This window comes from Streptomyces sp. NPDC127129 (assembly GCF_042671585.1).
Classification (GTDB): Bacteria; Actinomycetota; Actinomycetes; order Streptomycetales; family Streptomycetaceae; genus Streptomyces.
In genome coordinates this window covers 1-18,747 of record NZ_JBHXTV010000029.1, presented here as the reverse complement: position 1 = coordinate 18,747, position 18,747 = coordinate 1, and the positions used below count along the sequence as shown (strand labels likewise).

At 71.6% G+C, this 18,747-nt stretch carries 16 protein-coding genes; 9 read left to right on the top strand and 7 right to left on the bottom strand.

Annotated elements, in window-relative coordinates; genetic code table 11:
• Nucleotides 1–28 precede the first annotated feature (28 nt).
• The gene (locus ACFVGW_RS35020) at nucleotides 29–292 is read right to left on the bottom strand and encodes a WhiB family transcriptional regulator (protein ID WP_015033978.1); all 264 of its coding nucleotides are present in this window, start codon (nucleotides 290–292) and stop codon (nucleotides 29–31) included.
• Nucleotides 293–968: 676 nt separating this feature from the next.
• Here ACFVGW_RS35020 and ACFVGW_RS35015 point away from each other — a divergent pair.
• The 3 genes from ACFVGW_RS35015 to ACFVGW_RS35005 are packed head-to-tail and all read left to right on the top strand — an operon-like array spanning nucleotide 969 to nucleotide 3,812.
• Nucleotides 969–1,496, top strand: coding sequence for a cysteine dioxygenase (locus ACFVGW_RS35015; RefSeq protein WP_385854831.1), 528 nt, complete (start codon nucleotides 969–971; stop codon nucleotides 1,494–1,496).
• Nucleotides 1,497–1,524: 28 nt separating this feature from the next.
• Nucleotides 1,525–2,481 (top strand): 2-phospho-L-lactate transferase, encoded by a 957-nt coding sequence (gene cofD / locus ACFVGW_RS35010; protein ID WP_383295762.1) that lies wholly within the window; start codon nucleotides 1,525–1,527, stop codon nucleotides 2,479–2,481.
• Nucleotides 2,478–3,812: a coenzyme F420-0:L-glutamate ligase gene (locus ACFVGW_RS35005; RefSeq protein ID WP_385854830.1), complete on the top strand. Its 1,335-nt coding sequence runs from the start codon at nucleotides 2,478–2,480 to the stop codon at nucleotides 3,810–3,812. The genes cofD and ACFVGW_RS35005 overlap by 4 nt, the downstream gene beginning before the upstream one ends.
• A gap of 30 nt (nucleotides 3,813–3,842) precedes the next feature.
• Here ACFVGW_RS35005 and ACFVGW_RS35000 read toward each other — a convergent pair whose 3' ends face one another.
• The 3 genes from ACFVGW_RS35000 to ACFVGW_RS34990 form a co-directional block, all read right to left on the bottom strand.
• Complete coding sequence (locus tag ACFVGW_RS35000; protein ID WP_385854829.1) at nucleotides 3,843–4,874, bottom strand: DNA-3-methyladenine glycosylase family protein; 1,032 nt, start codon at nucleotides 4,872–4,874, stop codon at nucleotides 3,843–3,845.
• Between the two features lie 180 nt (nucleotides 4,875–5,054).
• Entirely contained in the window at nucleotides 5,055–6,137 is a 1,083-nt protein-coding gene (locus tag ACFVGW_RS34995; RefSeq protein ID WP_383229248.1) for a sugar phosphate nucleotidyltransferase, read from the bottom strand.
• A gap of 115 nt (nucleotides 6,138–6,252) precedes the next feature.
• Complete coding sequence (locus ACFVGW_RS34990) at nucleotides 6,253–7,659, bottom strand: peptidoglycan recognition protein (RefSeq protein ID WP_385854828.1); 1,407 nt, start codon at nucleotides 7,657–7,659, stop codon at nucleotides 6,253–6,255.
• A 137-nt stretch (nucleotides 7,660–7,796) separates the two neighbouring features.
• Between ACFVGW_RS34990 and ACFVGW_RS34985 the strand changes: the two genes are divergently transcribed.
• The 4 genes from ACFVGW_RS34985 to ACFVGW_RS34970 all read left to right on the top strand — a co-directional run bounded on the left by ACFVGW_RS34985 (nucleotide 7,797) and on the right by ACFVGW_RS34970 (nucleotide 13,745).
• Nucleotides 7,797–8,549 (top strand): TIGR03089 family protein, encoded by a 753-nt coding sequence (locus ACFVGW_RS34985; protein ID WP_385854827.1) that lies wholly within the window; start codon nucleotides 7,797–7,799, stop codon nucleotides 8,547–8,549.
• 206 nt (nucleotides 8,550–8,755) lie between these two features.
• Nucleotides 8,756–9,895 (top strand): LCP family protein, encoded by a 1,140-nt coding sequence (locus ACFVGW_RS34980; protein ID WP_385854826.1) that lies wholly within the window; start codon nucleotides 8,756–8,758, stop codon nucleotides 9,893–9,895.
• Nucleotides 9,896–10,141: 246 nt separating this feature from the next.
• Entirely contained in the window at nucleotides 10,142–11,899 is a 1,758-nt protein-coding gene (locus tag ACFVGW_RS34975; RefSeq protein WP_383295746.1) for an LCP family protein, read from the top strand.
• 49 nt (nucleotides 11,900–11,948) lie between these two features.
• Nucleotides 11,949–13,745, top strand: a complete 1,797-nt coding sequence (locus ACFVGW_RS34970; RefSeq protein ID WP_385854825.1) for an LCP family protein — start codon at nucleotides 11,949–11,951, stop codon at nucleotides 13,743–13,745.
• 81 nt (nucleotides 13,746–13,826) lie between these two features.
• Here ACFVGW_RS34970 and ACFVGW_RS34965 read toward each other — a convergent pair whose 3' ends face one another.
• Nucleotides 13,827–14,852 carry a glycosyltransferase family 2 protein gene (locus ACFVGW_RS34965; RefSeq protein ID WP_383229242.1) on the bottom strand — a complete coding sequence of 342 codons (1,026 nt, stop codon included), beginning with the start codon at nucleotides 14,850–14,852 and terminating at the stop codon, nucleotides 13,827–13,829.
• A 266-nt stretch (nucleotides 14,853–15,118) separates the two neighbouring features.
• Here ACFVGW_RS34965 and ACFVGW_RS34960 point away from each other — a divergent pair, with 266 nt between their 5' ends.
• A complete protein-coding gene (locus ACFVGW_RS34960) occupies nucleotides 15,119–16,489 on the top strand; it encodes an LCP family protein (protein ID WP_385854824.1) in 1,371 nt (456 codons plus the stop codon).
• 124 nt (nucleotides 16,490–16,613) lie between these two features.
• On the opposite strand, the gene ACFVGW_RS34955 is transcribed toward ACFVGW_RS34960, so the two are convergent.
• Nucleotides 16,614–17,171 carry an acyl-CoA thioesterase gene (locus ACFVGW_RS34955; protein ID WP_352192998.1) on the bottom strand — a complete coding sequence of 186 codons (558 nt, stop codon included), beginning with the start codon at nucleotides 17,169–17,171 and terminating at the stop codon, nucleotides 16,614–16,616.
• Between the two features lie 119 nt (nucleotides 17,172–17,290).
• Between ACFVGW_RS34955 and ACFVGW_RS34950 the strand changes: the two genes are divergently transcribed.
• The gene (locus ACFVGW_RS34950; RefSeq protein WP_385854823.1) at nucleotides 17,291–18,577 is read left to right on the top strand and encodes an LCP family protein; all 1,287 of its coding nucleotides are present in this window, start codon (nucleotides 17,291–17,293) and stop codon (nucleotides 18,575–18,577) included.
• A gap of 71 nt (nucleotides 18,578–18,648) precedes the next feature.
• Here ACFVGW_RS34950 and ACFVGW_RS34945 read toward each other — a convergent pair.
• Nucleotides 18,649–18,747 (bottom strand): acyl-CoA dehydrogenase family protein (locus ACFVGW_RS34945; RefSeq protein WP_155525297.1); only part of this gene is annotated, 99 nt, incomplete at its 5' end.

Here is an 18,747-nt window from a genome sequence, read left to right as displayed (position 1 = left end):
GTGGGTGGTTCGGCGGGTGGGACGCCGGTCAGACGGCCGCCTTCTTGAGGCGACGGCGTTCGCGTTCCGACAGACCGCCCCAGATACCGAATCGTTCGTCGTTCTGCAGGGCGTACTCCAGGCATTCGGAGCGGACCTCACAGGCGAGGCAGACCTTCTTGGCCTCGCGGGTCGAGCCGCCCTTCTCGGGGAAGAAGGACTCGGGATCGGTCTGGGCGCACAGTGCGCGCTCCTGCCAGCCGAGTTCCTCGTCCGCGTCCTCGACCAGCAGTTCCTGGAACAACTCGGTCATGTGCGCCCCTCGTCTGTTCTTCGCGTCCCCGTGATGTTGCCGTCCCCGCTGCCGGTCGAACGACACGAGTGAAATTACAAGTTTGTGCTCTGTGCGAGTCAAGCCGGAATCTGCTATTGGGTCCGGTATTCACTCTGCGGAACCAAGGCTATGCGGAAAGTGTTCAAATCACCAAAAACCTGACACATGCCACCGGCCTGACCGCACCGCTCCCTCTTACAGAGAGAGACGCCCGAAGTGTGGATCTTGTTGCGACTCCGCCGCGGAAGCGATCCGGATCACAGTCTGATCACGGGACCCCAGCCGCGTTTACGGGCACGGATGTTGCGCCATGTCTCCCGCTCGGCGGCTGAACAAACCTTTCTTCCGCCTCTGTAACCGGATGAGGTGAAACATTAGCCCCAAAACGGGCATTGAGTTGACAGTCGGGTGGCCCTCCCTGCACCTTTGATGCCATGCCAGCGACCTCAGCGCCCTCCGCGACCCACGCCCGTGGGTACCGCCGCGCTGTCCAGGCGCGCTGTTGCTGTTGCTGTTCCAGCTGTTGATGCCCCCGAGCTCCAGCACCGTTCTCCCGCGTTGCCCGCGTTCCCTGCGTTGCCCCGTGTAACCCCCTGAACGTTCTCTGCGTGACCCCCGCCACGACTTCTGTTACTGCCGAGGAACCACCGCACCCATGAACAGCGACAGCGACCTTCAGATCGCCGGCGACATCCTCGAGGTCCAGCACCTCCTGCAGCCGGCCCGTGAGCACCCCTCCACCGTGGCCGAGTTCGTCGGCCTCGCCCGTTCCCTCGCCGCCGACCGCGCGCAGTGGGCCCCGCATGTCGAGTACGACGCCACCACCCGCTGGTACCACCGGCTGCGCACCGGCCCCGGCTACGAGGTCTGGCTGCTCTCCTGGGTGCCCGGCCAGGGCAGCGGTCTCCACGACCACGGCCCGTCCTCCGGCGTACTGACCGTCCTGGAGGGTGAGCTGACGGAGCGTACGGAACGGGGCGTACGGAAGCTCGGCGGGGGCGCGACGCGGGTCTTCGCGCCGGGGTACATCCATGAGGTCGTCAACGACTCCCTCGAACCGGCGGTCAGCCTGCACGTCTACTACCCGGGCCTCACCGAGATGCCCACGCACGAGTCCCTGCAAGCGCAGTGCGCCCCGCTGGCCCCGGCGGCCCCGGTCGGCCTGGCCCCGGCCGCCCCCTGAGCCGTGCCGGCCTGACACACTGATCCACATGCGCATTGTGGTTCTGGCCGGTGGCATCGGTGGTGCCCGCTTCCTTCGCGGCCTCAAGCAGGCGGCTCCGGACGCGGAGATCACGGTCGTCGGCAACACCGGTGACGACATCCATCTCTTCGGGCTGAAGGTCTGCCCGGACCTCGACACGGTGATGTACACCCTCGGCGGTGGCATCAACGAGGAGCAGGGCTGGGGCCGCGAGGACGAGTCCTTCACGGTGAAGGAGGAGCTCGCGGCGTACGGGGTGGGACCCGAGTGGTTCGGTCTCGGCGACCGCGACTTCGCCACGCACATCGTCCGTACGCAGATGCTGGGCGCCGGCTATCCGCTCAGCGCGGTGACCGAGGCGCTGTGCGCGCGCTGGCAGCCGGGCGTACGGCTGCTGCCGATGTCCGACGACCGCGTCGAGACGCACGTCGCCATCGAGGTGGACGGCGAGTCGCGGGCGGTGCACTTCCAGGAGTACTGGGTGAAGCTGCGGGCGTCCGTGGACGCCCAGGCCGTGGTGGCCGTCGGCGCGGAAGCCGCGAAGCCCGCGCCGGGCGTCCTGGAGGCCATCGCCGAGGCGGACGTCATCCTCTTCCCGCCGTCGAACCCGGTCGTGTCGGTCGGCACGATCCTGGCCGTGCCGGGCATCCGCGAGGCGATCGCCGAGGCGGACGTGCCGGTGGTCGGCCTCTCCCCCATCGTCGGCGACGCGCCCGTGCGGGGCATGGCCGACAAGGTCCTCGCGGCGGTGGGCGTGGAGTCCACGGCCGCGGCGGTGGCGCGGCACTACGGCTCGGGGCTGCTGGACGGCTGGCTGGTCGACACGGTGGACGCGGGCGTCGTCGAGGACGTCGAGTCGGCAGGGATCCGCTGCCGGGCGGTGCCGCTGATGATGACCGACCTGGACGCGACGGCGGCGATGGCGCGCGAGGCGCTGGCGCTGGCGGAGGAGGTCCGGGGATGACGGGTCCTGCGGACGGCACGGCGGGGGACCCGGCCCCGGGCGGCTATCGGGTGTGGGCGCTCGACGGGCTGCCCGAGGTACGCGGCGGGGACGATCTCGCCAAGCTGATCGCCTCCGTCTCCCCCGGTCTGCGGGACGGGGACGTCCTGCTCGTCACCTCCAAGATCGTGAGCAAGGCCGAGGGGCGGGTGATCGCCGCCGACGACCGGGAGGAGGCGATCGACGCCGAGACGGTACGGGTGGTGGCGCGCCGCGGTCCCCTGCGGATCGTCGAGAACCGGCAGGGCCTCGTCATGGCCGCGGCCGGGGTCGACGCGTCCAACACCCCCGCCGGCACGGTCCTGTTGCTGCCCCTCGACCCGGACGCCTCGGCGCGCGCGATACGGGACGGGCTGCGCGACACGCTCGGCGTCGACGTCGGTGTCGTCGTCACGGACACCTTCGGGCGGCCCTGGCGCAGCGGTCTCACCGACGTGGCCATCGGCGCCGCCGGTGTCCGCGTCCTCGACGACCTGCGCGGGGGCACGGACGCGTACGGCAATCCGCTCAGCGCGACGGTCGTCGCCACCGCGGACGAACTCGCCGCCGCGGGCGACCTGGTGAAGGGCAAGGCGAAGGGCCTCCCGGTCGCCGTCGTCCGCGGGCTGCCGCACGTGGTGGACGGTTCCGCCGACGAGGGTGCGCGGGCGCTGGTGCGCGGCGCCGCAGACGACATGTTCCGGCTCGGGACCTCCGAGGCGGTCCGGGAGGCGGTGACCCTGCGGCGTACCGTCCGGGAGTTCACCGACGAGCCCGTCGACCCGGGCGCGGTACGGCGTGCGGTCGCCGCCGCCGTCACGGCTCCGGCGCCGCACCACACCACGCCGTGGCGGTTCGTGCTCCTGGAGTCGGAGGCCTCGCGCACCGGGCTGCTGGACGCGATGCGTGAGGCGTGGATCGCGGATCTGCGGCGGGACGGCAAGTCGGAGGAGTCCATCGCCAAGCGGGTGCGCCGCGGCGACGTGCTGCGCAACGCCCCGTACCTCGTCGTGCCCTGTCTCGTCATGGACGGCTCGCACCACTACGGCGACCCGCGGCGCGACGCCGCCGAGCGCGAGATGTTCGTGGTCGCGGCGGGCGCGGGTGTGCAGAACTTCCTGGTGGCTCTCGCGGGCGAGCGGCTGGGTTCGGCGTGGGTGTCCTCGACGATGTTCTGCCGCGAGGTCGTGCGGGACGTCCTCGGGCTGCCGGCGGACTGGGACCCGATGGGCGCGGTGGCGGTGGGTCACGCGGCGGCGCCGCCGAAGGACCGGCCGACACGGCAGGCGGGCCGGTTCATCGAGGTGCGCTGACGCGTCCCGGCGGAGGGCCGGTGAACGGCCTCAGAGCGCCGCGATGTTCCCCGGCGTCATCCGGGGCGCGCGGCGCGGGGGGACGCGGCCGCTGAGGAGGACGAGGCGGGCCGCGCGATGGCGCTGGCCCGCGTACGGGGCGAGGAGTTCGAGCATCGCCGCGTCGTCGGCGGTCCGGTCGCCCGCGAGGGCGTACCCGACGATCGACGGCAGGTGGTAGTCGCCGACGGAGACCGCGTCCGGCGCGCCGTTGCTGCGCTGGACCGTCTCGGCCGAGGTCCAGGGGCCGATGCCGGGGATCAACTCCAGCCGCCGCTGGGCTTGTTCGGGCTCCATGGCCGCCGCCTCCTCCATGCGACGGGCGACCTTGACGGCCCGCAGGATCGTGGCGGCGCGCTTGTTGTCGACGCCCGCGCGGTGCCACTCCCAGGACGGGATGAGCGACCAGGTACGGGCGTCGGGCACCACGTGGAGGCGGTGGCCCTCGGGGCCGGGGGCGGGCTCGCCGTACTTCCGTACGAGCAGCCGCCAGGCGCGGTAGGCCTCGTCCGTGGTGACCTTCTGCTCCAGGATCGAGGGGATCAGCGACTCCATCACCAGGCCGGTGCGCGTCAGCCGGAGGCCGGGCCGGGCGCGGTGCGTGGCGGCGAGGAGCCGGTGGCGGGGGACGAAGGCGTCCGGGTCGTCCTCGGCGCCGAGCAGCCGCGGCAGCCCGTCGAGCAGCCACTGGGCGCCCGGCCCCCAGGCCTCGGCCTCCGCCGTGCCCTGCCGGAGGGCGACCCGGAGCGTGCCGGGGCCTTCCGGGGTGCGGGCGGTGCGCCAGACCGAGCCGTCGGGCGTCGTACGGAAGGTGGGGTCGGCGGGGCCGCGGCGGAGGGGCCCGAGGGTGAGGCCGAGGTCGGTGGGCGCGTCGGGGGTCCAGCGGCGGGTCGCACCCCGGGCGACCGGGGCGACCGGGGCGTCCGACCGGGCGGCGGGTACGGGGACGTGGCCGCCGCGCACGGTGGTGCGGGTGCTGGGGGTGCGGGTGCTGGGGGTGCGGGGTGGGAAGCGGCCGGCCATGTGTATGAGCGTATCCGGGCCCCTGGCGGACGGCCCCGAGAAGGCGCCGCCCGCCAGGGCACGGGCGCAAGGACCGGACGCGCCCGCCAGGGCGCCGTCCCGCGTGCCCACCCTCCCCCAGACGTCGTCCGGGGGGACCCCCAGCCCCAGCGGGACGAATGCCCACACGGGACGGCGGCGCTACTGGTCCGACGAGAAGCGGATCGCTCGGGCCGGGAGTGTGGTGTCGCACCAGATGCGGACGCCTTCGCGGAGTTCGTTGTCCGGGCCCACCTGGGCGCCGTCCCCGATGACCGCGCCCGTCAGGACCGTGCGCGCGCCGATGCGGGCGCCCGCGCCGATCAGGGAGTCGGTGATCACCGCGCCCGGTTCGACGATCGCGCCCGCGTGGAGGGTCGAGCCCGAGATGCGGGCGCCCTCGCCGACGACGGCGTCGGCGCCGACGACCGTGCCGCCCGTGAGCTTGGCGTCCGGGGCGACGCGGGCCGTCGGGAGGACCAGACGGTCGCCGCAGCGCCCGGGGACGGCCGGGGACGGGGCGCGGCCGAGGACCAGGTCCGCGGAGCCGCGCACGAAGGCCTGCGGGGTGCCGAGGTCGAGCCAGTACGTGGAGTCCACCAGGCCCTGGAGGTGCGCGCCGGTGGCGAGGAGCTCGGGAAAGGTCTCGCGCTCCACCGAGACGGGCCGGCCGGCCGGAATGGTGTCGATGACCGAGCGGCGGAAGACGTACGCCCCCGCGTTGATCTGGTCGGTGACGATCTCCTCGGGCGTCTGCGGCTTCTCCAGGAACGCCGTGACCCGCCCGGTCGGGTCCGTCGGGACCAGGCCGAACGCCCTCGGGTCGTCGACCCGGGTCAGGTGCAGCGAGACGTCCGCGCCCGAGGAGTCGTGGGTGGCGACCAGGGCCTGGATGTCCAGGCCCGTCAGGATGTCGCCGTTGAAGACGAGGACCGGGTCGTCCGGGCCGGAGTGCAGGCGCGAGGCGACGTTGCGGATCGCGCCGCCCGTGCCGAGCGGCTCCTCCTCGGTGACGTACTCCAGGCTGAGCCCCAGCGACGAGCCGTCCCCGAAGTACGGCTCGAAGACCTCGGCCAGGTACGAGGTGGCGAGCACCACGTGCTCGACACCCGCGGCCCTGGCCCGTGCGAGCTGGTGCGTCAGGAACGGCACACCGGCCGCGGGGACCATCGGCTTGGGGGTGTTCACCGTCAGCGGGCGTAGCCGTGTGCCCTTGCCACCGACCAGGAGGATCGCTTCTGTCACCTGTCGTCTCTGCTTCCTGTCCGGGGCCGGTCTCATCGCCCGTCACGTTGTCTCGTTCGCTCGTCCGGGCGATATGACCGGTCAGTTTATGCAGATGGTCGGACCGGCGATCGCATCACCGCCCCTGGTACTTCGCGGAAGCGGTGCGTGCGGTGCCGAGCTTGCCGTAGAGGCGGGCGCCGGGGCAGGCCGTGGAGTAGCCGTCACGGTGTCCCGCGATGGAGTTGAATGTGACCTTCTTGCCCTTTTTGTACTTCCCGCCGGCGGAGACGAGTGTCGTCTTCCCCTTCGGATTCACCCCGTGCAGCCCAAGCTTCCACGCCGTCAGCTTGGCGACGGCGGTGACGACGGCGGCCGGTGGAGTCGTCGAACCGTAGGTGCCGAGGACGGCGATGCCCATGCTGTTGGTGTTGAAACCGAGCGTGTGGGCGCCGCGCACCGGCTTGGCCACGCCCCCGGCGCGGCCTTCGTAGATGTTTCCGCACTTGTCGACGGCGAAGTTGTAGCCGAAGTCACGCCAGCCGCTGCTCTGGGTGTGGTAGCGGTAGATACTGCGGAGGACGGAGGGCGCCTGCTTGCAGGTGTAGTTGTTGCCGGTCGCGCTGTGGTGGACGAAGGCGGCCTTGACCGCCTTGGTGTAGACGAAGCCCTTCTCGCGCAGCCGCTCGTCGGCGCCCCAGCCCTTGCGGGTGATGATCCTCGGGCGCGGCCCGATGTACGGCTTCGCCGCGGCTGCCGCCGGGATCACCGCCGTACCGACGGAGGCGAGCTGGGCGTTCACGGAGGCGGCGGCCGCCTCCTCGGCGGTCGGCGCGCGGTGCACCGTGCGCGCTCCGTGCGCCAGCCCGGCGCGGGGCTCGGGTCCCCGGGCGGCGGCGGGCTCCGGTCCCGGGTCGACCAGCTCGATACGGAGGCCTTCCGGGAGCGCTTCGGCCACCGCCGCGGCGATGTCGTCCTGGTGGTCCGGCCGTACGCGGACCTCGACGCCGTCCGAGTCGCCGACCCAGAGCGGTGCCGTGGCCCCGCGGAGCGCGCCCGAGGCGGCCTCCGCGGTGCCGGGGTCGGCCCCGTGGTCGTCGTTGTGGATCTCGACGTCCTGCCACGCGGACCACTGCGCGTTCCCGGTCGCCCGGGTACGCACCTGGACCGTGCCGTGGAGGTGGGCACGGGCGTCGTCCCAGACGACGCCCACGAGGGAGAAGGGCCTGACGTCCCGTCGGGCCAGGCCCTGGACCCCGGCGCCGGCGCCGCCGACCGCACGGCGGCCGTCGCCGAGGGGAGCGAGCGGCAGGGACTGGGTGGAACCGGCGACGTCGGTCTCCTGCGGGACGGCGTCCGGCGCCGCTTCCCGGGCAGAGGGGTGCACGACCGGGTCCGCGGCGGGATCCGCGGCAGGTGGCACCGCCGCCGGCGCGGCGGCCGCGCCGAGTGGCAGCGCCCCCGCGGGGGTCGCGAGGGAGAACGGAAGGGCGAGCGCCGTCGCGCACGTGACGGCGATGGAGGTGGCGAGGTAGGCACGCATGGGGCGATCCTCCGTACGCCCCGCGGGTTCCGCTCGGCGGAATCGGGCACGGAAACTGACGGCCCGTCGGGCCGACCGGAGGACGGCGTCACCGGTACGGGGGGTCCCCGCCCCCCTCCCCGCGTACCCTTGCCCGCGTGAACGCCAGCGACCGCACCCCCGCCGACCTGCTGCGATCCGCGCTCGCCGCGGACCCGGCCCGCCCCTTGGTCACCTTCTACGACGACGCCACCGGTGAGCGCGTCGAATTGTCCGTGGCCACCTTCGCCAATTGGGTGGCCAAGACGGCCAACCTCCTCCAGGGAGAGCTGTCGGCCTCCCCCGGCGACCGGCTCGCGCTGCTGCTGCCCGCGCACTGGCAGACCGCGGTCTGGCTGCTCGCCTGCTCCTCCGTGGGAGTGACCGCGGAGTTCGGCGGGGACCCGGCCGACGCCGACTACGTGGTCGCGGGGCCGGACACGCTCGACGCCGGTCTGGCCTGCCCGGGAGACCGGATCGCGCTCTCGCTCGCCCCGCTGGGCCGCCGCTTCCCGGCCGCGCCCGCCGGCTACGCGGACTACGCGGTCGAGGTACCGAGCCAGGGTGACCGGTTCGCCCCGTTCGTCCCGGTGGACGCCGACGCCCCGGCCCTCCTCGTCGGCGGTACGGAACTGACGGGCGCGCAGCTCGTCGAGCGGGCGCGCGCGGACGCGGCGGCGCTCGGCCTCACCCCCGGGGCGCGGCTCCTCTCCGGGCGTCCGTACGACACCTGGGACGGACTCTCCGCCGGGCTGTACGCGCCCCTGGCGGCCGGCGGGTCCGTCGTCCTGTGCCGGAACCTGGACCTGCTGGCGCCCGAGGCGCTCGGGAAGCGGGTGGAGAGCGAGCGCGTCACGACGACCGCCGGCTGACGGCGGGCCGCCGCGGGACAAGCCACCGACGTTCCACCCGTATGGCGCACCGACTCGCCGAGTCCTCGGGTCCGCGCCTCAACTCCGGTACATGATCGGCGGGTACGCACCCCCTCCCGCACAACCAGGCGCCTGGTTCGGCCGTCTCACTCTTCGAACGGCGGCCCCCGGGGGCGCCGCCGACGCCGCGAAGGATGGACTCAGACGTGACGGACAGTCCCGGCACGCCCGCCGAACCGGAGGCCCCGCGCAAGCGCCACTGGCTGCGCTGGACGGCACTCGGGGTCTCGGTCGTCCTCCTCGCCGCCGCGGGAGTCGGCTGGTGGCTCTACCGCAAGCTCGACGGCAACATCACCACCGACACCGACGCCGCCGCGGAGCTGCTCAGATACGAGAAGGAGCGCCCCGCGGCCGGCGCGCTGGGGGCGCAGAACATCCTGCTCATCGGCTCCGACACCCGGACCGGAGCGGGCAACACCAAGTACGGAAAGGACAAGGGCACCCAGCGCTCCGACACCACGATCCTGCTGCACATCTCGGCGGGGCGGTCGAGCGCGACGGCCGTCTCCATCCCGCGCGACCTGATGGTGACCATGCCCAGTTGCCGCACTCCGGACGGAACGCGCACACGGGAACAATTCGCCCAGTTCAACTCGGCCTTCGAGATCGGCGGCACGGCCTGCACGATCCGCACCGTCGAGCGGCTGACCGCGATCCGGATCGACCACCACATGGTGATCGACTTCCGGGGCTTCAAGAAGATGGTCGACGCCGTCGACGGTGTCGAGATCTGCCTGCGGGAGGCGATCGACGACAAGGCCGCCAAGCTGCGGCTCAAGGCCGGGCGCCAGACGCTCAACGGTGAGCAGGCACTGGGCTTCGTACGGGCCCGCAAGTCGCTCGGCAACGGGAGCGACACGGAACGCATGGACCGCCAGCAGCAGTTCCTGGGCGCCCTGGTCAGCAAGGTGCAGAGCAACGGCGTCCTGCTGAATCCGACCCGGCTGTACCCGGTCCTGGACGCGGCGACGAAGTCGATCACGACCGACCCGGGGCTCGACTCGCTGCGGGATCTCTACGACCTGGCACGGTCGATGCGTTCGGTGCCCACGGAGAAGGTGCAGTTCCTCACGGTGCCGCGCCGGCCGTACTCGTACGACCCGAACCGGGACGAACTCGTACAACCTGCTGCGAGTCAACTCTTCAAGCAGCTGCGCGAGGACAAGCCCGTCACCGTGACACCGGGCACGGAGAGCGACGGGAGGCCGGGTGCCGTGAACGGCCCGAATCCCGCGCCGACACCGACGTTCTCGGGGCGCAACGCGGCGGACGGAGCGTGTGCCTAGGGGTGGGTGAGTAAAGGAGCGCCCAAGGAGTTGGAGGGGAAGAGGGCGGCAGAAGGGGTTTGGGCAAATTGCCCAGTTGTAAGGGGCGTGGAATTTGTCACGGACGTCGCCCCACGCTGAACTGGGCGGATAGTGTGACGCGATCCGGTGCTTCCGACCTCGTGGTCGCGCACTCAATGGATCGAACGACCGAGCGCCCACCGGGGGAGGCGCCTCGCGTGGCACCGACGGAGGATTCAAGTAACCGTGGACGCGCACAGCCGTGGACAGGCGGATGAGATCGACCCCGCCGACCAGTGGGTCCTCAACCCGCGAACGGGCAACTACGAACTGCGACTGAACCACTCCGCTGGGCAGTCGGCACCGCAGTCCCGCCCCCGCGGCGCGACCACTCCGGGCCCGAGATCCGCGGAGGGCTCCCGCTCCGCCGAGGGCTCCCGCACCGACCGGCGTTCCCGTACGACCGGCGCGCCGGCCGAGGCTCCCGTCCCCGGCCAGCGCCGCCGTCGTGCGCCCGAGGGCCCCGGCGGGCAGCAGCCGCAGCCGGGCCGCCGCAAGCGCAAGCCCGCGAAGTCCCGCAAGAAGAAGGTCCTGCTGTGGACCGGCGGGACGATGGCGCTCGTGCTCGTCGCCGGCGGCGTGGGCGCGTACGCGTACTACGAGCACCTCAACGGGAACATCAACAAGGTCGACGTCGTCGGTGCCGAGAGCACCGGGTTCAAGAAGGACCAGGCCGTCAACATCCTGCTGATCGGCACGGACAAGCGGACCGGTGACGGCAACGAGGGCTACGGCGACAAGAACAGCCCCGGCCACGCCGACACCACGATCCTCTTCCACGTCTCCAAGGACCGGACGAACGCCACGGCGATGTCCATCCCGCGCGACCTGAAGACCGAGATCCCCGAGTGCCAGACGAAGATGCCGGACGGCACCATCAAGACCATCCCGGGCCAGGCCGACGAGCGGTTCAACGTCAGCCTCGGCCAGTCCGACCGTGACCCCGGCTGCACCATGCGTACGGTCAAGAAGCTCACCGGGGTGACCGTCGACCACTTCATGATGGCCGACTTCAACGCCGTCAAGGAGCTGACCACGGCCGTCGGCGGCGTGAAGGTCTGCCTGGTCAAGCCGGTCAAGGACAAGGACTCCAAGCTCAACCTGCCCGCGGGCGAGTCGACGATCCAGGGCGAGCAGGCCCTCGCCTTCGTCCGTACGCGCCACAGCTTCGGCAACGAGAGCGACCTGGACCGGATCAAGGTCCAGCAGCAGTTCCTCAGCTCGATGATCCGGCAGATGAAGTCGGACGAGACCCTGACCAGTCCCGGCAAGCTGCTCGACCTCGCCGAGGCGGCCACCAACGCGCTGACCGTGGACTCCGGCATAGGAAGCATCGGGAAGCTCAAGTCCCTCGGCGAGGAACTGGCCAAGATCGACGCGAAGAACATCACGTTCACGACGCTCCCGGTCATCGACAACCCGGCCGAGAAGATCAAGGCCACGGTCGTGCCCGACCCGGTCAAGGCGCCGCAGCTCTTCGCGAACCTGAAGTCCGACATCTCCCTCACCGAGGTGAAGAAGAAGCAGCAGGACGCCAAGAACGCCCAGGCCGCCCTGTTGCAGGGCAAGCGGTCCACCGCGCGCGAGGTGCGCGTCGACGTCTACAACGGCAGCGGCATCCAGGGCGCCGCCCAGTCGACGATCAACTGGCTGCAGGTCGAGCAGGGCGTCACCCGGTCCACGAACAAGAGCAACGCCCCCGAGAAGGCGGCGAAGACCACGCTCGAGTACGCACCGAACCAGGCCGATCAGGCCCGCAAGCTGGCAGACCTGATGGGTCTGCCCGCCACGGCTCTCAAGCCGGGCACACAGGACGCCGAGGCGCTCGCACCCATGACGCTCGTCCTCGGCTCCGACTTCAAGGGGGCGGGGGTGCCCATCACCGGTCCGGCAAAGGCGCCGGAAGGTGCGCAGACGGCAGACAAGAAGGTGTGCGCCCAGTGACCCGGAAACACCGGGCCGTGGCGCACTCCTGAGACGAGGGGGACCAGGGGTGGGACAGAACAGCGTGCGTGGGGAGGGGACCCGGGGACGCGTCCCGCACGCCCGTGATTTGGGCTGGGACGAGACGCTCTACGAGGACGAGGCCGAGGGGAGTTCGCGCGGCGGAGCCAGGACCGACGGGTCCAGGCGTCGCGGGACCAGGGGCGGCACGTCGACGACGGGCGAATCCACGGCCGGCGGCGACAGGGCCGCCGAGGACACCGCAGGCGGCGCCGCGAGCGGTGGCGGGGGCGGCGAGGGCCGCGCGAACCACCGTCGCAAAGGGCCGCGCCGGCGTGCCAGGAAGAGCGGTAAACGCAAGGTGCTGCGCTGGGTCGCCGCGACCCTGTCGCTGCTGATACTCGGCACGGCTGCCGCCGGATACCTGTACTACCAGCACCTCAACGACAACATCCGCGGCGGTAGCCGCGCCGGCGGCGACAGCGGTGTGAAGAAGACCGCGCCGAACGCGCTCGGCGACACCCCGCTCAACATCCTGCTGATCGGCTCCGACAGCCGCGCCGACGCCAAGAACGTGGCCCTCGGCGGCGGCAAGAACGAGCGGGACCGCAAGCCGCTCGCCGATGTGCAGATGCTGCTCCACATCTCGGCGGACCGCAAGAACGCCAACATCATCTCCATCCCGCGCGACACGATCGTCAAGATCCCGCAGTGCAAGGACAAGGACGGCCAGAGCTTCCCGGCCACCACCACCAGCCCCATCAACGAGACGCTGCAGCGCGGCGGTCCGGGCTGCACCCTCACCACGTGGGAGAGCATCACCGGCGTCTACGTCGACCACTGGATGATGGTCGACTTCGCGGGCGTGGTCGCGATGGCGGACGAGGTCGGCGGCGTACCGGTCTGTGTGAAGACGGGTGTGCACGACAAGTCGACCCGGCTCCAGAAGGGCGGTTCCGGCCTGAAGCTGAAGGAGGGGACCACCGAGATCAAGGGTGAGCAGGCCCTCCAGTGGCTGCGCACCCGGCACGCGTTCGGCAGCGACCAGAACCGCGCCAAGGCCCAGCACATGTACATGAACGGCATGATGGAGAAGCTCCAGAGCCAGAACGCCTGGACCGACACCGGACGCCTCATGGGGCTGGCCGAGACCGCCACGCAGGCGCTCCAGGTCTCGGACGAGATCCGCTCGGTGTCGAAGCTCTTCGACCTGTCGATGCAGCTCAAGAACGTGAAGCTGGACCGTCTCACGACGGCGACCGTCCCGACGGCCGAGTGGTCGCAGGACAGGAACAAGCTCGTCATGGTCGAGAGCGCCGCCGACAAGATGTGGTCGATGCTCCGCGACGACGTGGCCTTCGACAAGAACGGTGACCCGGCCGGCGCCAAGCCGTCCGCCTCCGCGAAGCCGAAGGGCCCGGCCGCGGCCGCGCCCGCGACGCTCGACGTCACGGTCGTCAACGGGACGAGCGGGGACGGCCTGCCGCCCACGGAGGGCCGGGCGGGCACGCTGGCCCAGACCCTGCAGGACAAGGGCTTCACGCAGGCGGAGTCCTCGAAGGCCGCCGAGGCCCGCAAGGACACCGTGGTCAAGTACCCCAAGGCGGACGGCGACCAGGGCAAGGCGGACGCGCTCTCCGTGGCCAAGGCGCTCGGTCTGCCCGACTCGGCCGTCCGCGCGGACGCCAAGGCGGAGAACATCACGCTGGTCGTCGGCGCGGACTGGCGCACGGGCGCCACGTACGAGAAGCCGAAGAGCGAGGCGGGCGACCTGCCGGACGGCGCGGACGACAAGGTGGACTGCATGGACGTCTACAGCGTCTACAAGTGGGACGGCAAGAGCTGACGCTCCCGCGCGCGGTGTACGAAGACGGCGACGGCCGGGCCCCCGAGGGGCCCGGCCGTCGCCGTGTGCGTGGCGGGAGCGTCAGACCTTGGCGGCCGGCACCGACGGGCGGCGGCTCGCGATGACCTTCTTCGCCAGCGCGCGCGGGCTCGTCAGGAAGCCGTAGCCCCAGGACATGTGCATCGTCGCGAGGGCCACCGGGATCTGGAGGCGGGCCTTCAGGGGCAGGCCCTTGCCCGCCGGGAGAGAGCCCGCGGTGATCGCGGCCAGGTAGCCGGCCGGGACGAGGAAACCGAGCGGGGTGAGGACCGCGCCCACCACCACGCCGGCCGCGATCGCGCAGACGGCGGTCGGCGGGGCGAGGTAGCGCAGGTTGATGGAGCCCTGGTGGTAGCGGGCCACGACATGGCGCCAACGGCCGTAGTCCTTGTACTGCTTCGCCAGCGCACGCACGCTCGGCCGCGGGCGGTACTGGACGCGCAGCTCGGGCGAGAACCAGATCAGGCCGCCGGCCTCGCGGATCCGGAAGTTCAGCTCCCAGTCCTGGGCGCGGATGAACTCGACGTTGTAGCCGTCCTGCTGCTCCAGCGCCTCGCGCCGGAAGACACCCAGGTACACGGTCTCGGCCGGGCCCGCCTCGCCACCGGTGTGGAAGGCCGCGTTGCCGACGCCGATCTTCGAGGTCATCGCGGCGGCGACCGCGTGCTCCCAGTCGTTCTCGCCCTCGGCGTGCATGATGCCGCCGACGTTCTGCGCACCCGTCTCCTCAAGGAGGCGGACGGCGGTCGCGATGTAGTCCGGCGACAGCATGCCGTGACCGTCGACCCGCACCACGATGGGGTGGCGGGAGGCCTTGATCGCCGCGTTGAGGGCGGCGGGCGTGCGGCCCGTGGGGTTGGCCACGGTGTGGACCCGCTTGCGGTTGTCGGACGCGGTTTCTCGTACGAGCTCGGCGGCGATCTCGTCGGTACGGTCCGTGGACGGGCCGAGCGCGATCACCACCTCCATCTCGCCGTCGTACTCCTGCTCGAGGATGTGACGGACCGAGTTGCGCAGGTGCCGTTCCTCGTTGAGGACCGGCATGATCACGGAGACGGGGGGCTGCATGGAATCCTCGGGGTTCCGGGGGTCGCCCCCGGGAGACAGCAGAATCGTCGGCCACGTTACCGCGAACGGGGGACACGAAGCGCGTCACGCGGACCGCCGCACCCTTGCGCTGATCGTATGGGCCTACGGTGCTCACGGCCCCCTTGTCCCACCCGCGGAGGTGTCCCCCGGTGCCCACACCGCCCCGCGCGCCTCGCCGCCGCCCGGCCGCCCGTCCCGTACCGGCGGCCCGCCGCGTCAGACGGGCCGCGCGACCACGGTGGGGCATGCGGATGGCGACGACCCTGTCCGTGCTCGTCCTGGGCGCCGGCGGGATCGGGCACGCACTGGTCACCGGCCTGGACACCGGGATCGACCGGGTCGACCCGTTCAAGGACATGAAGAACCGCCCCCAGGGCGGGCACGGCATGAACCTGCTGCTCGTGGGCACGGACGGGCGCGACAGCCTCACCAGGCAGCAGCGCAAGGCGTACCGGCTGGGCGGGGCGCCCTGTCACTGCACCGACACCGTGATGCTCGTGCACATCAGCGAGGACCGGGAGCGGGCGAGCGTGGTGAGCCTGCCGCGTGACTCGTACGCCGAGATGCCCGCGCACGTCGACGCGACCACGGGGAAGCGTCACGAGGCGCACCCGGTGAAGCTGAACGCCGCGTACGCCGAGGGCGGGCCGGGGCTCACGGTCCGCACCGTCGAGAACATGACGGGCGTCAAGATCGACCACTATCTGGAGGTCGACTTCACCAGCTTCATGAAGACGGTCGACGCGGTCGGCGGGGTCGACATCTGCACCGTCCGGCCGATGAAGGACAAGTACACCGGGCTCGACCTGGCGGCCGGGCCGCACCATCTGAACGGCGGACAGGCGCTCCAGTACGTGCGCGCGCGCCATGTGGACGGGGCGGCGGACCTCGGCCGGATGGAGCGCCAGCAGCGGTTCCTCGCGGCGCTGATCGACCGGGTGACGAGCGGCGGGGTGCTGCTGAACCCGGTCCGCTTCCGGCAGGTCTCCACGACCATGCTCGGCTCGGTACGGGCGGACCGGGGGTTCGGTACGGATCAGCTGCTGGGCCTCGCCAGGGCGATGCGGGGCTTCGACCCGGCGTCGTCGGAGTTCGTCTCCGTACCGCTCGGGGACGTGAGCTTCCCGGTGAAGGGGATCGGCTCCACGGTGAAGTGGGACGCGCCCAAGGCGCAGCGGCTGTTCCAGGCGCTGCGCGACGACCGGCCGCTCGCGCCGCCGGCGAAGGCGAAGGGCACGCCGGGCGGGACGGTCGTCGACGTGGCACCGAAGACGATCCGGGTGCAGGTCTACAACGGGACCCGGACGGACGGCCTGGGCCGCAGGGTGGACGACGCCCTGCGGGCCACGGGGTTCGACACGACGCGGGCGCCGCGCACCGGGGAGGGCCCGGAGGTGCGGCGCACGCTGGTGGAGTACGACCCGCGCTGGGACCGCTCGGCGAAGTCCCTGGCGGCGGCGCTGCCGGGCGCGGAGCTCCGGCCGGTGAAGGGGCGGGGCCGGACCCTGCGGGTGGTGGCCGGTCTGGACTACAGAAGCGTCAAGCCGGTACGGGCGGAGGAGCAGCCCAGCGGCGCCTTCGAGGCGGTCACGGGCGACCGCGTGGTCTGCCCGTAGGCGGGCCGGGCCTGGGGGTGCGCCGGGTCCGGGGGTGCGCCGGGCCTGGGGGCACGGCGGGTCTGGGGGCGCGCCGGGCCTGGGGATGCGCCGGGTCCGGGGGCGCGCCGCAGGGGCGTCGGTGTCAGTCCTCGTAGCCCTCGGCAGCGCGGCGCTCCCGGAGGTCCATGATCGCGCGGCGGCGGGCCAGTCGGTGGGTGCGACGGATCTGGGCCTCCTGGTAGCGGCGCTTGTCCTTCTCGGTCTCGGGGAGGACCGGCGGGACACGGCGCGGCTTGCCGTCGGCGTCGACCGCGGCGAAGACCAGGTAGGCGGAGGCGACCTGCTGGGCGGGGGTGGACTCGTTCCAGCGCTCGGCCATGACCCGCACGCCGACCTCCATGGAGGACCGGCCCGTCCAGTTGACCTGTGCCTTCACATGCAGCAGGTCACCGACGCGCACCGGCTCCAGGAACGCCATCTCGTCCATGGACGCGGTCACGGCCGGCCCGCCCGAGTGGCGGCCCGCGACGGCGCCCGCCGCGTCGTCCACCAGCTTCATGATCACGCCGCCGTGCACCGTGCCGAGGAGGTTGGTGTCGTGGCTGGTCATGATGTGGCTGAGCGTGGTGCGGGACGCGGAGGTGGGCTTGCCCGGAATTTCGGTCTCCGGACGGTCCGTGCGCTGGGCCTGTTCTGTCATGCCCTCCACCTTATGCCGGGTCCCGACCCGGTCCCCTTTGCATCAGCTTGGCAACAGCGCCGCCCCGATTCCCCACCCGCCCTGTCGGCCCCCGGGAGGCGGCCTGCACACTGGTCCGCATGAATGACTGGCCCGATGACAGCGGATACGGCCGTGGCGGCGCGAACTCGCAGCCCGAGGGCGCTCGCCGGATGCGCCATGTACAGCGCCCGCAGGTGCCCCAGCAGCCGCAGTACGACCCGCGGTACGACCAGGGGCAGGGCCAGGGTTACAACCCGAACTTCACCCAGCAACAGGCCACCGGGTACGACAGCGGCTACAACACCGGGCAGGTCTACGGCGGCGGCCACCAGAGCGGAGGCCACGGCACCGTACCGCCGCAGCACGACCCCCGGTACGCGCCCCAGCCGGCCGGCCGCCCGGCCCCGGACTGGCGCCGCCGCATCAAGATCGGCTCCATCGTCCTGGTCGTCGCGCTGCTGGGCTGGAGCGTCGGCACCTACGCCTGGGCCAGCTCCCGGATGCGCAACGAGGTCGATCTCTCCAAGGTCATCGAGCGGCCTGCGGCCGGCGACTGCACGACCTACCTGATCGTCGGCTCCGACAGCCGTGAGGGCATGTCGGCCGAGGAGAAGAAGAAGCTCCACACCGGCTCCGCCGAGGGCAAGCGGACCGACTCGATGATGATCCTCGCGGCCTGCTCCAGCGGGAACACGATGATCTCGCTCCCGCGTGACTCCTGGGTCACCATCCCGTCCTTCGTCGGCTCGGAGTCCGGCAAGAAGTACGGGGCGCGCGGCGGTTCCAAGCTCAACGCGGCGTACGCGATGGACGGCCCGGAGCTCCTGGTCCGCACGGTCGAGTTCAACACCGGGCTGCGCATCGACCACTACGCGGAGATCGGCTTCGCCGGCTTCGCCAACATCGTGGACGCGCTCGGCGGTGTCGAGATGAACATCGAGAAGGGCTTCAAGGACAAGAAGTCCGGCGCCGACTTCCAGGCGGGCGAGCAGACCCTCAACGGCGAGCAGGCCCTCGCCTTCGTCCGTACCCGGTACGCGTTCGCCGAGTCGGACCTGGCGCGGACCAAGAACCAGCAGAAGTTCCTCTCCGCGCTGGCGAACCAGGCGGCGACGCCGAGCACGATCCTCAACCCGTTCGCGCTGTACCCGACGCTCGGCGCCGGTCTGGACACGCTGATCGTGGACAAGGACATGTCGCTCTACGACCTCGGCCAGATGTTCTTCGCGATGAAGGGCATCAGCGGCGGCGACGGGAAGTCGATGAACATCCCGATCTCGGGCAGCGCGCCGCAGGGCTCGCTGAAGTGGGACATGCCGAAGGTGAAGCAGCTGGTCTCGCAGATCCAGAACGACGAGAAGGTCACGGTCACGTCGGACCGCTGACCCGAGCCGCAGCCGTACGGATGTGACAAGGGCGCCCCTCCGCAGGACGGAGGGGCGCCCTTTCTCCTTGCCTAGGGGAGGTTGCGGGCCATGACGATGCGCTGGACCTGGTTGGTGCCTTCGTAGATCTGGGTGATCTTGGCGTCGCGCATCATGCGCTCGACGGGGTA

Coding starts and splice junctions, on each gene's coding strand:
- ACFVGW_RS35020 (WP_015033978.1), bottom strand. CDS start 292: ATGACCGAGTTGTTCCAGGAACTGCTGGTCGAGGACGCGGACGAGGAA.
- ACFVGW_RS35015 (WP_385854831.1), top strand. CDS start 969: ATGAACAGCGACAGCGACCTTCAGATCGCCGGCGACATCCTCGAGGTC.
- cofD (WP_383295762.1), top strand. CDS start 1,525: ATGCGCATTGTGGTTCTGGCCGGTGGCATCGGTGGTGCCCGCTTCCTT.
- ACFVGW_RS35005 (WP_385854830.1), top strand. CDS start 2,478: ATGACGGGTCCTGCGGACGGCACGGCGGGGGACCCGGCCCCGGGCGGC.
- ACFVGW_RS35000 (WP_385854829.1), bottom strand. CDS start 4,874: ATGGCCGGCCGCTTCCCACCCCGCACCCCCAGCACCCGCACCCCCAGC.
- ACFVGW_RS34990 (WP_385854828.1), bottom strand. CDS start 7,659: ATGCGTGCCTACCTCGCCACCTCCATCGCCGTCACGTGCGCGACGGCG.
- ACFVGW_RS34965 (WP_383229242.1), bottom strand. CDS start 14,852: ATGCAGCCCCCCGTCTCCGTGATCATGCCGGTCCTCAACGAGGAACGG.
- ACFVGW_RS34960 (WP_385854824.1), top strand. CDS start 15,119: ATGCGGATGGCGACGACCCTGTCCGTGCTCGTCCTGGGCGCCGGCGGG.
- ACFVGW_RS34955 (WP_352192998.1), bottom strand. CDS start 17,171: ATGACAGAACAGGCCCAGCGCACGGACCGTCCGGAGACCGAAATTCCG.
- ACFVGW_RS34950 (WP_385854823.1), top strand. CDS start 17,291: ATGAATGACTGGCCCGATGACAGCGGATACGGCCGTGGCGGCGCGAAC.